The organism is Campylobacter showae (assembly GCF_900573985.1).
Classification (GTDB): Bacteria; Campylobacterota; Campylobacteria; order Campylobacterales; family Campylobacteraceae; genus Campylobacter_A; species Campylobacter_A showae_E.
In genome coordinates this window covers 256,293-270,214 of the sequence record NZ_UWOK01000001.1, presented here as the reverse complement: position 1 = coordinate 270,214, position 13,922 = coordinate 256,293, and the positions used below count along the sequence as shown (strand labels likewise).

Below are 13,922 nucleotides of genomic sequence, written 5' to 3'. Positions count from 1 at the left end.
GTAGAATTTGATAAAGTTAGACAACAAAAAAAGCGAAAACGTAGCGGCAAATAACGCGTCTACTCAAAAAGTAGGCGCAAAAGCTAAAAAGGACGAGTTTAACATTTACGGTTTTTCCGAGGCGATCATAAAAGAACTAACCGAGGAAAATATCCCATCGATCCCGAAAAACTACACCGTTTTTTTTGAAAAGATGCTTGAAAAGCAGTCTGACGACTTTAAGAAAAAAGTCGGCGAGATCATAAAGATCGAAGACGAGATCGGCAAACTCGAGGACGATAGACAAATCAATATCGAGCGCGAGGTCAAAAATAGCTTTATGCAGATAAAAAGCATGCTACAGGCCGTTGCGCTCATATATAAAAATTTGGGAGTTTTAAAAACTATTATTAAAAAACGCTCGGAAAGCCTAGATCCAAATGTAAATTTAATCACGATCCAAAGCGTTTTTAACTCCTTTAACGAAGACTTAAGCAAACTAAATTCGCTAATGGATAAACATGTAGAAGTTATTAAAACGAGCTACGAAGAGATTAGTAAGGTTTTTAAGCTGGTTGAAGAACAGTCTATATATGATGAAAAATTTGACGTATATAATAGAAAATTTTTCCTCAAGACGCTCGGTATCGAGTCTGAAAATATAAAAAAATACGACTATAAATCCTCCGTAATGTTGCTAAAACCAAAGGATAGCGCGCTGGACGGTATCGGATCAAAAGGCAAGTTGGCCGTTTTAAAAAATATCTCTCGCATGTTGCTTCGTACATCGAGGCGCAGCGATATCTTGTCGCATTACGGTGGCGGATGTTTTGCTATGCTGATGAAGCATACCGACATAAGCGGTGCACAAAAAGCCTGCAAGCGTATAACAGATATGTTTTACGACACCTCTTTCATGCTAAATGGAGAGAAATACGAGTTTGATATGGAAGTAGTCACTTTTGATCTAAACATGACAAAAACTATCGAGGAGATGCTATCCTTGGCGCTTGATTCGCTTGTAAACACCGGCAGAGACGGCGAACACTTTTTTGTACTAGAGGACAAGACTGAAAAATGATACTAGAAATCCTAACCTATCCGAACAAAAAACTCTTCGTCAAATCGCTTGAAGTGAAAGTTTTTGACGAAAATTTGCATAAATTTTTAGACGATATGTATGAGACCATGATCGCTAAAAACGGCATCGGACTAGCTGCTATCCAGACGGGCGAGGCTAAGCGAATTTTGATCATAAATTTAGTCGACGAAGAGAGCAAAGAGCAGCGCAAAGAGGATCTGCTAGAAATCATAAATCCCAAAATTTTACGTAAAGAGGGCGAGATAATCTATCAAGAAGGCTGTTTGAGCGTACCTGGATACTACGAGGACGTAAAAAGAGCCGAGTTTATAACGCTAGAGTATCAAGATCGCTTCGGCGAGCGCCAAGAGCTCGAGGCTGACGGGCTTTTGTCGGTCGCGATCCAGCACGAGATGGATCATCTCGACGGGCACCTTTTTATCGAGCGTATCGGCTACAACAAACGCAAAAAATTTGACAAAGAGTATAAAAAGCAAAAAAACGCATGAAAGCCCTAAAATGCGCCACTTATAATGACGAATTACGGCTTGTGGACGTCGAGTCCAGCTTTAACCGCGGTTTGCCCTCATTTAATATCGTGGGTCTTGCGGGTGCCTCGATAAAAGAGAGCGCCGAGCGCGTAAAATCGGCGCTTTTGTCGTTAAATTTCTCCTTCCCTGCGCAAAAAATCATCATAAATTTATCCCCATCCGATATGCCAAAATCAGGCAGTCACTTTGATCTGCCTATCGCGCTTTTAATAGCCTTGCAAAAAGAGCGCGACTTTGAGCCTATTTTTGTATTCGGCGAGCTTGGGCTTGACGGCGGCGTCAAAAGCACGGCGAGCCTGTTTTCTATCCTGCTTTTTTTGAGCGCGAAAGCGCCCGGCTCTCGCGTGCTGATCCCGCAAGAGATAGCGCAAAAAGCCGGCGCGATACCGAATTTAGAAATTTACGCCGTTTCAAATTTAGCCGAGGCGATCAAATTTTTTCTCGAGCCAGAGTTTGCCGCCTCGCGCAAGGTCGGCGCCGTTCATCCGCTTTTTTCAAATTTAATCAAAATCGGCGAAAAAAGCTTCGTAAAAAACCAAAATTTCGAGCTAAATTTTAGCGACGTAAAAGGCCAAAGCAGAGCAAAAAGAGCCTGCCTGGTGGCTGCTTGCGGTATGCACAACGTTATCTTTGAGGGCAGCCCCGGATGCGGCAAGAGCATGAGCGCCAAGCGCCTGCGCTACATTTTGCCGCCGCAAAGCTTGGATGAGATTTTGCTCAGCTGCGCTTATAGCTCGCTAAATCAGCAGGAGAGCGAATTTTCCGCCCTTCGCACCTTTCGTTCGCCTCATCACACGAGCACGCGCAGCTCTATTTTTGGCGGCGGATCGAGCTCGGCTAGGATCGGCGAGGTTGGGCTGGCTAACGGCGGGATACTATTTTTCGACGAGCTTCCGCACTTTGCGCCGCAAATTTTAGAGAGTCTGCGCGAGCCGCTGGAGGATTATAAAATCAACATCTCGCGCGTAAATTCAAAGGTCACGTATGAGACCAAATTTATGTTCGTAGCCGCGATGAACCCGTGCCCTTGCGGCAATCTGCTTTCTAAAAATCTAGAGTGTAAATGCTCGGAGTTTGAGATCAAACGCTATAAATCGCGCATCTCGGCGCCCGTGCTAGACCGCATCGACCTTCACGTACAGATGGACGAGGTGGCCGCAAGCGACAAAAGCGACGTCACGAGCGAATCTATGCAAGATACCGTGCTACGCGTCTTTGAGGCGCAAATCTCGCGCTCTCAAAGCGAGCTAAACGGCAAGCTTAGCGACGAAGAGATTGCTAAATTTTGCATTTGCGACGACGAGGCGAGCGGCGTGCTAGATAATGCAACGCAGAGGTTTTCGCTCAGCCGCCGCGCTATCAATAAAACCCTAAAAGTCGCTCGCACGATCGCCGACATCGAGGGCTCGCGCATCATCAAAAAACCACATATTTTGGAGGCTTTGAGCTACCGAGTGAAGCAGGAGGGCGCATGAAAAAGCTATTTTGGGATACGGCAGAGCTCGACGCTAGAGCCGTGAGCGAGTTTGGGCTTAGCACCGAAGTTTTGATGCAAAACGCCGCTAATGCGTTAGCTAACGCTGTGCGAACCAGGTTTAAAAAATCCTCAAAAAAACGACGTAAAATTTTAGGCGTTATCGGTAGCGGAAATAACGGTGCAGACGTACTTGCTGCGCTTCGGCTTTTGCAAGGCAAATTTGATTGTTTTGCTTTGTTAGCGAGCGACAAACAAAACGAAATCTCAAAAATAGAACTAACAAGGGCGCTAAAATGCGGCGTAAATTTGATCTCAAATTTGACGGAAGTAGGCGAATTTGACTGCATCATCGATGGGATTTTCGGAACCGGACTTGGCCGCGAGTTAGACGATCGGACGATAAATTTGATAAATCTACTAAACGCAAAGCCCGGCTACAAGCTCGCCTGCGACATCCCAAGCGGACTTGATAAAAACGGTTTGTCGCAAGGATCGGTTTTTAAGGCTGACACGACCGTGACGATGGGCGCGCTAAAGCTGGCGCTTTATAGCGACTTTGCAAAGGATTTCGTCGGGCGCGTAAAGGTCGCAAATTTGGGCCTTCCCCGCGAGCTGTACGAGACGGGGACGAGCTTTTATAAACTCGGTAAGAGCGATTTAAATTTGCCCTTTCGCACTAAGCAAAACGCTAACAAGGGCGACTTTGGCCACGTGTTTGTCGTTAGCGGCGAAAAGGGCGGAGCGGCGCGTATAGCGGGACTTGCCGCGCTAACTATCGGTGCGGGACTTGTTAGCGTCGTGGGGAAAAATTTAAATATTGAACCCGTTTTAATGCAAAGCGAGCGCATAACGCCCAAAATGCGAGTCGGAGCCGTCGGCATGGGGCTTGGCGAGCTTAACGAGGCGCAAAAGAATGAGCTTTTTAGCGAGCTAAAAACAAAAGACGCGCTCGTTATCGATGCCGATCTTTGCCACGAGCCGCGCACGCTTGAGCTTTTAAATAGCAAAAACGTCGTGATAACGCCGCATCCAAAGGAGTTTGCGAGTTTGCTAGAGCTTGCAAATCTTGGCAAATTTGACGCTAGCGAAGTGCAAAAAAATCGCTTCAAACTCGCTCAAATTTTTAGCAGAAATTTTAAATGTGTGCTTGTGTTAAAGGGCGCAAATACGCTAATCGCGCAAGGCGGCGAGGTTTACGTCATGACGCACGGTAGCGCCGCACTCGCAAAAGGCGGTAGCGGAGACGCGCTAAGCGGTATCATCGCGGGGCTACTGGCGCAGAGTTACGACCCGCTAAATGCCGCGATCAGCGGGACGCTGGCTCACGCGTTAGCCGCCCGCGAAATCAAAATCAACGACTACGCGCTCACAGCCGCGGACATCATCAAAGGACTCAAATGCTTACGAAAAAAATAGCGGTTTTATTTAGTGGCGGCGGCTCAAATTTGGAGGCGATTTTAGAGAATCTGCACGGCAAAGTTTTTGGCGAAACCAAGATCGAGGTCGCGCTAACGCTAACAAATAAAGCTAACGCAGGCGGCATAGCAAAAGCCGCAAAATACGGCCTGCAAAGCGTCGTTACCGAGCACGTTAATTTTGCCTCGAGAGAGGAGTTTGACGCCGCGGTCGTAGAGGAAATCAAGCGCGCAAACGTCGATCTAACGGTGCTTGCTGGCTTTATGCGCATCCTTACGCCCGTTTTTACGAGGCAGATTCGCGCGATAAATTTGCACCCGTCGCTGTTGCCGCTTTTTAAGGGCGCGCACGCGATAAAAGAGAGCTTTGAGAGCGATATGAAGGTGGGCGGCGTGAGCGTGCACTGGGTGAGCGAGGAGCTAGACGGCGGCAAAATCATCGCTCAGCGCGCGTTTGAAAAGAGCGCGGGGATGAGCCTTGAGGAATTTGAAGCAAAAATCCACGCGATAGAGCATGAAATTTTACCTGAAACTATCGTGCAAATTTTGACGGGTAAAGAGTAAAATTTAACGACTAAATTTATGAGCATTTTAAGTCTTGCTAAAATTTAAAATTTTGCACTCGTTTTTACACTGCGTCAAATTTAAGAATGTAAATTTGCGAAATCATCGCGCGTTGCAAATTTTGCTTGGCGGTTAAAACATCAAAAACGTTAAATTTGGCCGATTTTGCTCTAATACAGTATTTTAGCGGCGCTTGCTAAAATTAAAAATCAAATTTGGCGGCGGGTGTTTGCGCTAAATTTGATCTCGAAATACGTCTGCAAATTTGATCGCAATTTGCCTTCTTGCTTGCAAGTATTGCTAAAAAACCGTAAATTTTAAGCGACAAATTCGTAAAATCCGCAAAATGTGTACTCTGGAAAAAATGATGTAAATTTGACCGACTTTGCGCGTCGCTCAAATTTGAAACAAATTTACGTCTTTGAATACAAATAATTTATCTAAGGGTTGCGTCGTACGCCAATAGAAAAATCAAGCACAAAATTTGAAGTAAAACAAGTAAAATTTAGCCGAAACAACAGCTAAAATTTAAAAGAAAGAGGCGGAGAATCTCCGCCAAAAAGTAAAATTATTCGGCTTTAAATCCGCCGCCAAATGCCTTGTAAACGTCCACGACCGAGTCGATGAGGCTCAAATTCGCCGCGATGTCTTGGAGTCTAACCGAGAGTAGGTTGCGCTGCGCGTCGAGTAGCTCCAGGTGCCCCGTATAGCCTTCTTCAAACTGATCCTTGGCTAGCTTATAGATTTTTTCTTGCGAGTTCAGGAGTTCTTTGACTTGATTTAGCGTTAGTTTGGCGTTTTTACGGTTGTTTAGCGCGTCTCTAACTTCTCCAAGAGCCTTTTTGATCGCAGCTTCATAGGCTACGGCCGCGATTTGTTCGTTTGTTTCTGCTATGCGGACGTTGTTTTTGGTTCTGCCGTAGTCAAAAATTTTCTGCACCAAAGAGCCGCCTATGCTCCACGTGTTGGCGTTGCTGATAAAGATATTTTCAAAATCCACGCTAGAAAATCCAAAAAGCCCCGTTAGCGATATGGACGGTAGATAGTCGGCCTTTGCGACGCCGATTAGCGCGTTGGTGGCGTTTAGATCGGCGTATGCTTTAGCTACGTCGCTCCTTCGCAGTAGTATGTCCGCACTCACGCCAGCACTCACTTCAGGCTCTTTAGGTAGCATTTTAGCGCTCTGCACGGCGCCGCTTAGGATCTCGTCGTTTGATTTGCCCGTTAGTATCGCTACGGACGTTAGAGCCTGAGACAGCGAGGTTTGCACTTCTAGCAGGCTTACTTTTGCGCTTTCGACGGCAGCCTTGCTTTGCAGATAGGTCGTCTCGTTTATGCCACCTAGATCAAGCTGCGTTTTGCGAAGCGCTAGCGTCTCCTCGTAGGTTTTTAGCGTATCTTTTAGCACGGCTTCGCGCATATTTAGAGCCACGAGCGCGAAGTAGCTTTTAGCCACGCTAGAGCTTATGCTAAGACGCGCGGTGGCATAGTCGAGCTTGGTCGCGTTTAGGCTGGCTTTAGCCGACTCGATGCTGTTTCTCACCTTGCCCCACAGGTCTATCTCGTAGCTTAGGCCTAAATTTACCTCAGAGTTTCGGTAGCGCGTTTGAGGCTGTTTGGTGTAGGTTTCGCCACTGCTTTTTGCTTTTGTGTAGCCGACGTTTAAATTTACGCTAGGAAAAAGATCGGCTTCCGAGATGCCTAGGCTTGCGGCGGCTTTTTGTAAATTTAAATAAGCCGTGCGAAGGTCGGTATTTTTTTCTAGCGCGCTAGCTACGAGGGCGTTTAGATTTTCGTCGCCAAATTCCTTCCACCACTCGTCTCTGATGTCGCTAGTTTCAAATTTATACGTAGATTCAAATTTCGTATCGACCTCGGGTATCTCGGGGCGAAACGAGCAACCGGCTAAAAATAGCGCCGCGGCTAAAGTTAAAATTTTATACATTTTTGATCTCCTGTGCTCCGCTTGGTTTTTTATCCCAGACTTTGTTGTTTAGCTTTTCTAGCAGATAGTAAAACATCGGTATGAAAAATATCGCTATCGTAGTGGCCGCTATCATGCCGCCGATCACGCCCGTGCCTAGCGAGTGGCGAGACGCAGCGCCAGCACCCGTGCTGATAACCATCGGGAAAACGCCCAATGTAAACGCGAGTGAGGTCATGACGATCGGACGGAAGCGAAGTTTGGCTGCATTAACGGCCGCGTCAAACACGCTCTTGCCTGCCTGCCTTTCTTGCATCGCAAATTCGACGATAAGGATCGCGTTTTTAGCCGATAGACCGATGAGAAGCAGTAGTCCGATCTGGAAGTAGATATCGTTTGTTAGCCCTCTAGCCCAAACGGCGACTAGTGAGCCAAAAACCGCGAACGGAACGGCCGTGATAACGGCTAGCGGGATGAGCCAGCGCTCATACTGCGCCGCTAGGATCAAAAATACGAAAATCATACCGAATATAAACGCCGTCGCACCCGTACCTTGCGAGCTAACCTCCTGATACGCCGTGCCCGCCCAGCTGATGGAGTATTCTTCCATATTTAGCGTCTGCTCGACAACCTCTTGTATCGCTTTTATCGCATCGCCCGATGTGTAGCCAGGTTTCGGGTCGCCTTGGATCTTAGCCGCCGGGAAAAGGTTAAATCTATCCACGATATCCGGGCCTAAAATTCTAGTTAGAGTGGCGACAGAGTTTAGTGGTATCATCTCGCCGCCTTTTGAGCGGACGTAAATTTTACGCAAGTCTTCGGGGTTGTTTCTAAAGCGGTCCTCGCCTCTGGCATAGACGCGGTAGGATTTACCGAAAAGGCTAAAGTCGTTGATATAGTAAGAGCCGAAAGTCGAACCTATCGCGCTAAAGATTTCGCTCTCGCTCACGCCAAACATCTGGGCTTTTTGCCTATCGACGTCGATTTTAAACTGGCGGTAATTAGTCTCTAGCGTCGAGCGCACGCTGGTTAGATCCGGGCGAGCGTTTGCCGCGGCGACTACTTTTTTTACGTCGGCTTCGATCTGGGCGTAGGTTTTGCCGCTTTTGTTTTGCAGATACATCTCAAAGCCGCCCGTCATCGAAAGACCCATGATAGGCGGGACGTTTACGACAAAGCTCATCGACTCCTTCGAGCCCCAAAGCATACCGTTAAAAGGCCCAGTTAGCGCGCCTGCTTGGCTATCTGGCGTTTTTCTCTCGCTCCAGTCTTTTAGCTTGATAAAGCTGATGGCCGAGTTTTCTCTAAGCGCACCCGCAAGCATATCGTATCCCGCAAAACTCATCATAAACTCGACATTTGGGTTGCTAAGGATGGCTTGGTTGATATTTTGAACTTCTTTTTTGGTTTTTAGCATATTTGACGACGGCGGGAGCGAAGTGATAACCATCAACGCTCCTTTATCCTCGGACGGTACGAGGCCGCTTGGGACTTTTTTAAACAGCTCGTAAGTCGCAAAACCCATAACGCCTATCAAAATAAGGCTGATGATAACGTGGCGAAGTACCGTTGCGACGCCTGCAGTAAAAATTTTCGTGCTCCAGTCGAAAAAGTCGTTAAATTTCTGCACGAACCAAAACGGCTTGCTCTCTTGTTTTTTTAGCATAACGCCGCAAAGCGCAGGAGTAAGCGTAAGCGCCACAAAGCCCGAGATACAAACTGAAGTAACGAGCGTAAGCGCGAACTGGCGCTGGATCACGCCGACAAAGCCCTCCATAAAAGAAACGGGGATAAAAACGGCCGAGAGAACGAGTACGATCGAGATGACGGGCGTTTGCACCTCCTCCATCGCCTTGTAGGTTGCTTCTTTGACGGTTATATTTTTATCCTCGTGTAAAATTCTCTCCACGTTTTCGATAACGATGATGGCGTCGTCCACGACGATACCGATGGCAAGTATGAGCGCAAAAAGCGTGATCAAATTTATACTAAATCCCATCGCGTATAGTCCGCCAAACGTGCCGATGATAGACACGGGAACGGCTAGTATCGGGATGATAGTGGCACGGAAGCTCTTTAAAAACATATACATAACGATGATAACTAGGATCATCGCCTCGATGAAAGTTTTTATAACTTCTTGGATAGAAACTTCGATAAATTCGGTCGGGTTATATGCGATCGTGTGTTTAAAGCCTGCGGGGAAATTTTTACTTAGCTCGTCAAGCTTTGCGTTTACTGCTTGCGCGGTGGCTAGGGCGTTGGCGTCGTTTTGCATAAAGATTAAAAGCGGGATGGCGTCTTGGCCGTTTAGCATCGAGTCAGATGCGTAGTTAGCCGCTCCTAGCTCCACGGTCGCTACGTCTTTTAGCTTTAGCACCGCTCCGTCGGCGCTTTTGATTACTATATCGCCAAACTGCGCCGCATTTTTTAGACGGCCGTCTGAGCGAACGGAATAAACGTAAGGATTGTCGCCGTCTGAGGGCTGCTCGCCTATTTTGCCGGCGGCGTATTGGCTGTTTTGGATTTTTACTTGAGCGATGACGTCGCTAGGAGTTAGCTTGTAGTAGGCTAGTTTGTCCGGTTTTAGCCAAATTCTCATCGAGTACTCTTTACTGCCGATTAGCGCCGTGTCGCCCACGCCGTTAACCCTTTTGATCTCGTCCGCGATGTTTAAATTTACGTAGTTATACAGCTCGACTAAGTCCATGTTTGAACTCGTAAAGCCGACTACCTCTAGGATCGAGCTGCTGCGTTCGCGCACGGTTACACCCATGTTTTGCACCTCTTGAGGCAGTCTTGAGAGTGCGGCTTGGACGCGGTTGTTTACGTCGATCGTGGCTTGCTTAGCCGAGGTGCCGATTTTAAAATAAACGTTGATATTTAGCGAGCCGCTCGAGCTTGAGGTGCTTTGCATATAGAGCATGTTTTCTACACCGTTTATCTGATCCTCGATCGCGCTGGCTACGGAGTCGGAGATGGTTTGAGCGTCGGCGCCCGTATAGACGGCGCTAACGGAAATTTGAGGCGGAGTTAGCTTAGGATACTCCTCGATAGGAAGCCCCTTTATCGCCATCGCGCCCGCGATAACTATGATGATAGATACGACGGTGGCGAATATCGGGCGATTTATAAAAAATTTAGAAAACATCATTTAGCCTTTTCTTGCTCGTTTTTAGGCTCTAAATTTGCGCCTTTTCCAAAGCTTTCGGTTAGGTCCTTATCTATCTCGACGGGTGCACCCACGCCGATTTTTAGGAAGTTGTTCATTATGATTTTATCGCCTTCGTTTAGCCCTTCGCTAACGACTGCGGCGTCTTTGGTTTGGTAGGTGATTTTTACGTCCTTGGAGGCTACTTTACCATCCTCTACGACTAGTACGTAGGTCTTGACGTCGGTTTGTTGGAGTGCTACTTGAGGGATTTTAAAGCCGTCTTTTTGATAAAATCCACCCATCGTCACGTGGCCGAACATGCCGGGTAGCAGCTTGCCTTCGTCGTTGTTAAATTCGGCCTTGGCTAAAACTGTGCCCATATTCGTATTTACGACGTTATCGATGAAATTTACCTTGCCATTAAACTCTCCCGGGCCGACTTTAAGCACGGCGTCCGAGTTTGTTTGCGCCCAGAGGCCGCTTTCTTGCATTTTGACGCGGTTTAGGTTATCGACGTCGGAGATGTGGAAGTGGGCCTCGATCGGGTTGATTTTGGTTAGGCGCACGAGCTGAGTCGTGTTTGCTACGACTAGCGAGCCCACGTCTACTAGGTTATCGCCCAAAACGCCGTCAAAAGGCGCGATTATGCTTGTGTAGCCTAGATCTATTTTGGCGTTTTTAGCGTTTGCTCTAGCGCTTAGTAAATTTGCATTTGCGATCTCGAGCGCCGAAACGGCCGCATCGTACTCTTTTTGCGAAACGGCGTTTTTCTTATATAAATTTGAGATTCTGTTAAATTCGGTCTGAGCGTTTTTTAAATTTGCGTTTGCTACGCCGATAGCGGCCTCAAGCGCGTCGTAGCTGGCTTGGTATTTTTCGGGATCTATCAAAAATAGCTTGTCGCCTGCTTTTACGTTGTCGCCTGCTTTAAAAAATTGCTTGGTTATCGTGCCGCTTACTTTTGGATATATGATTACGTCTTGCTGGCTCGTTAGGGTCGCGGTGTAGTCAAAGCTGATCGGCACGTCTGATTTTTTGGCTACGAATACATCAACCTTTGACGGCGGCATTTGCCGTTGTTGTCCGGCTACGGCCGCACTTTTTTTATCGTTACTATCAAAGCATGCCGTAAAAAGCAGCGACGCCAATAACAAAACAGAGATATTTTTAAAATTTCTCATAAATTTGCCTTTATTTTTTAGTTTTTATACGAAATTTAACTTGTAATATTTGTTACAAGTAAAGTCGGCTATTTTACTCTTATTTAAATGAAAAGTCAAATTTTTGAGGGACGAATTTAGTGTTTTTTTACACCGTGCAAAAACATATCTATGCGCGTTTTTACATGCTCTTTGCGCTCTTCTGCGCTTAGCGTTATGTCCTCGTTTAGCAAAATAGCATTATAATGATAAGGCTCTCTAACGACTGCGGCAAACGCCTTGGCTGCGACGTAAGGAGAGATACATGGATTTAGTTGGACTCTTATGTCTTCGCACTCGAAAAAATCGATTAAAATTTTATCGATTTTGCTTAAAATTTGATCCAAAAACTCTTTACCTAAAAGGCCGTCGTTTTTCGCGCCTTCGCTCATCATTACTCTTGAGATTAGCGTGGTTTTCTTTTCACAGATTATGTCGAAAAATATCATCGCAAATTTGGTTAAAAAATCATCCAGCTTATGCGGCAAATTTAGATCGATTTTTTCGTCTATCTGCATTCTAAAGTCGTCAAATCCGCGCTCTACGATAGCGCGAAAAAGCCCTTCTTTGTTTTCAAAAAATTTGTAGATGCTCGCTAGCGACCCGCCGCTTTTTTTGATGATATCCGTTAAACTCGTGTTTTCGTAGCCGTTTTCGAGGAAAATTTCAAGCCCGGCCTGAATGAATTTCTCTTTTCTCTCAGCGCTTCGTTTCGTCGGTTTCGTATCCATTTTTATAGCCCCCAAATTTTAAAAAATCTTAAAGTATGATTATACTATAAAAAAATAATTTTTTACTCGCTTGGATGGGCAAAAATAGTCCGTCTCTTAACATTTATTTTTTCTTTGTTATCCGCTGCGTAGGCTGAGATTTCTATCTTTGTTGTTTGTTCGTTTGTGCCGGCAAATGCCGCTTTAGGCGCGCTTAGCACGACTACGACTCTCTTTTTTTCGCCTGCTTTTAACGAAATTTGAGTCTTTGGGCGCTCGATTTTTATCGGCGCTTTAGCTCTGTCCGCGCTAACGTCAAAGTAAAACTCATGCGCGTGCGCGTCGGTGTTTTCAAACAAAAATACGTAAGCGTTTTCGATTTCGCCGCTTCTATTTACCTTATATAGCTCGCTTGTGCGGTTAATATTTAGCAGCATACTCTCTTTTTTGGCGCTCATTAGCGTTAGCGCGGTTGCAGCGATAGCGATGATGGCACAGTAGCCGATGGTTTTAAAGCGAAAATACCGCACTTTTTGCTTGGTTTTTAGGGAATTTGAGCTAGTCCAGCTAATTAGGCTAGGCAAATTTAGCCCCGACATTGTTTTCGTGCAGGCATCCACGCACTCTAGGCAGTTTATGCACTCTAGCTGCATGCCTTTTCTAATGTCGATGTGCGTCGGGCAAATTTTCACGCAGGCTTCGCAGCCGGTGCACTCGTTTTGTGGATCGGGCGGCTTTTTCCAGAGTTTGGTTTGCCCGTCGTAAATTTTACCGCCGCGCGCCTCGTCGTAGATCACCTGCACGCTGTCAGAATCGATCATCACGGACTGCACTCTGGCGTACGGGCAGACGTAAACGCAAAAATTTTCGCCCAAAAACGCGACGTCAAATATCAAAAACGCCGCGATAACAAGCCAAGCTCCGAGTAAAATTTTATGCTCGGCAGGGTTTGAAATTTGAGCGAAAAAATCTTGCGGCGGGACGAAAAACCAGAGAAAATTCGCCGCCGCGACAAAGGCTAAAACGCTCCAGATTGCGACTGCAAGAGCCTTTTTGGCGCCGCCCTCGGCTTGCGTTTGCTTATTTGAAACGCTTTTGCGAATTTTTAAAATTTTAGTTTGTATGAGGTCGCGGTAAATCGCGCGAAATATCGTCTGCGGACAGCTCCAGCCGCACCAGACGCGGCCGCCCAAATTCGTCATAAAAAATATAAAAATAAAAAAAATGATGAGCACGAAAGGCATCAAAAATAGCTCTTGGACGTTAAATTTGGCAAAAAGCAGATGTAGCTCGCTGCGCTCAAAGCTTAGCAGGAAAAACTGATTTCCGCCGATAGATATAAATGGTAAAACGAGCGCGGTACAGGTAATCAGGATGTAGGCGATATAGCGTTTGCTAGCAAATTTGAAATAATTTTTATAGTCTTCTTTTGTCATAATTCATCCTGATTACAAAGTAGTGATAATTTTTATAAATTATAGAGTTAATGCTATTAATTTTTTATAAATTCTCAAATTTACTAAATTTCTGCTATAATCGCCGTCTATTTTAATTGAAAGGTGGTGAGGACGTTGCCTGGTATTAAGGTACATCCTAACGAGTCTTTTGACGAAGCTTACAGAAAGTTCAAAAAGCAAACCGACAGGAACCTTGTCGTGACTGAAGTTCGCGCAAGACGCTTTTTCGAGCCTATGACCGAGATCCGCAAAAAACAAAAAATCGCGGCTCGCAAGAAAATGCTTAAACGTCTATATATGCTTAGACGCTACGAGTCGAAGCTCTAACCAAAAGGGTCGCTTCGGCGGCCTTTTCTTTTTTCAAACTCCCGTTTAACTCGCATCAAAGCCAAAATTTGCCATAATCTACGC

At 46.1% G+C, this 13,922-nt stretch carries 11 protein-coding genes; 6 read left to right on the top strand and 5 right to left on the bottom strand.

What is annotated here, in order from left to right; genetic code table 11:
- Positions 1-7 precede the first annotated feature (7 nt).
- From EE116_RS01405 to purN, 5 genes are read left to right on the top strand one after another with little or no spacing between them, the layout of a single operon-like run.
- Positions 8-1,060, top strand: coding sequence for a GGDEF domain-containing protein (locus tag EE116_RS01405; protein ID WP_122872926.1), 1,053 nt, complete (start codon positions 8-10; stop codon positions 1,058-1,060).
- A complete protein-coding gene (def, locus tag EE116_RS01400; protein WP_122872925.1) occupies positions 1,057-1,569 on the top strand; it encodes a peptide deformylase in 513 nt (170 codons plus the stop codon). Before EE116_RS01405 ends, def begins: the two co-directional genes overlap by 4 nt.
- The gene (locus EE116_RS01395) at positions 1,566-3,086 is read left to right on the top strand and encodes a YifB family Mg chelatase-like AAA ATPase (protein ID WP_122872924.1); all 1,521 of its coding nucleotides are present in this window, start codon (positions 1,566-1,568) and stop codon (positions 3,084-3,086) included. The genes def and EE116_RS01395 overlap by 4 nt, the downstream gene beginning before the upstream one ends.
- Entirely contained in the window at positions 3,083-4,504 is a 1,422-nt protein-coding gene (locus tag EE116_RS01390; RefSeq protein WP_122872923.1) for an NAD(P)H-hydrate dehydratase, read from the top strand. The genes EE116_RS01395 and EE116_RS01390 overlap by 4 nt, the downstream gene beginning before the upstream one ends.
- The gene (purN, locus tag EE116_RS01385) at positions 4,486-5,067 is read left to right on the top strand and encodes a phosphoribosylglycinamide formyltransferase (protein WP_122872922.1); all 582 of its coding nucleotides are present in this window, start codon (positions 4,486-4,488) and stop codon (positions 5,065-5,067) included. The genes EE116_RS01390 and purN overlap by 19 nt, the downstream gene beginning before the upstream one ends.
- Positions 5,068-5,635: 568 nt before the next feature.
- Here the strand turns inward: purN and EE116_RS01380 are convergent.
- The 5 genes from EE116_RS01380 to ccoG form a co-directional block, all read right to left on the bottom strand.
- Positions 5,636-7,012 carry an efflux transporter outer membrane subunit gene (locus EE116_RS01380; RefSeq protein WP_122872921.1) on the bottom strand — a complete coding sequence of 459 codons (1,377 nt, stop codon included), beginning with the start codon at positions 7,010-7,012 and terminating at the stop codon, positions 5,636-5,638.
- Complete coding sequence (locus EE116_RS01375; RefSeq protein ID WP_122872920.1) at positions 7,005-10,142, bottom strand: efflux RND transporter permease subunit; 3,138 nt, start codon at positions 10,140-10,142, stop codon at positions 7,005-7,007. Before EE116_RS01375 ends, EE116_RS01380 begins: the two co-directional genes overlap by 8 nt.
- Complete coding sequence (locus tag EE116_RS01370) at positions 10,142-11,326, bottom strand: efflux RND transporter periplasmic adaptor subunit (protein ID WP_122872919.1); 1,185 nt, start codon at positions 11,324-11,326, stop codon at positions 10,142-10,144. The genes EE116_RS01375 and EE116_RS01370 overlap by 1 nt, the downstream gene beginning before the upstream one ends.
- A gap of 116 nt (positions 11,327-11,442) precedes the next feature.
- On the bottom strand, positions 11,443-12,075 hold the full coding sequence (locus EE116_RS01365) for a TetR/AcrR family transcriptional regulator (protein WP_122872918.1): 633 nt from the start codon (positions 12,073-12,075) through the stop codon (positions 11,443-11,445).
- 62 nt (positions 12,076-12,137) lie between these two features.
- Complete coding sequence (ccoG, locus tag EE116_RS01360; RefSeq protein WP_122872917.1) at positions 12,138-13,490, bottom strand: cytochrome c oxidase accessory protein CcoG; 1,353 nt, start codon at positions 13,488-13,490, stop codon at positions 12,138-12,140.
- A 135-nt stretch (positions 13,491-13,625) separates the two neighbouring features.
- Between ccoG and rpsU the strand changes: the two genes are divergently transcribed.
- Complete coding sequence (rpsU, locus tag EE116_RS01355; RefSeq protein WP_002951513.1) at positions 13,626-13,838, top strand: 30S ribosomal protein S21; 213 nt, start codon at positions 13,626-13,628, stop codon at positions 13,836-13,838.
- The last annotated feature ends 84 nt before the right edge of the window (positions 13,839-13,922 follow it).

Excerpts from the sequence above, each read along its gene's own strand:
- def (WP_122872925.1), top strand. The coding sequence starts at position 1,057 with ATGATACTAGAAATCCTAACCTATCCGAACAAAAAACTCTTCGTCAAA.
- EE116_RS01395 (WP_122872924.1), top strand. The coding sequence starts at position 1,566 with ATGAAAGCCCTAAAATGCGCCACTTATAATGACGAATTACGGCTTGTG.
- EE116_RS01390 (WP_122872923.1), top strand. The coding sequence starts at position 3,083 with ATGAAAAAGCTATTTTGGGATACGGCAGAGCTCGACGCTAGAGCCGTG.
- purN (WP_122872922.1), top strand. The coding sequence starts at position 4,486 with ATGCTTACGAAAAAAATAGCGGTTTTATTTAGTGGCGGCGGCTCAAAT.
- EE116_RS01380 (WP_122872921.1), bottom strand. The coding sequence starts at position 7,012 with ATGTATAAAATTTTAACTTTAGCCGCGGCGCTATTTTTAGCCGGTTGC.
- EE116_RS01375 (WP_122872920.1), bottom strand. The coding sequence starts at position 10,142 with ATGTTTTCTAAATTTTTTATAAATCGCCCGATATTCGCCACCGTCGTA.
- EE116_RS01370 (WP_122872919.1), bottom strand. The coding sequence starts at position 11,326 with ATGAGAAATTTTAAAAATATCTCTGTTTTGTTATTGGCGTCGCTGCTT.
- EE116_RS01365 (WP_122872918.1), bottom strand. The coding sequence starts at position 12,075 with ATGGATACGAAACCGACGAAACGAAGCGCTGAGAGAAAAGAGAAATTC.
- ccoG (WP_122872917.1), bottom strand. The coding sequence starts at position 13,490 with ATGACAAAAGAAGACTATAAAAATTATTTCAAATTTGCTAGCAAACGC.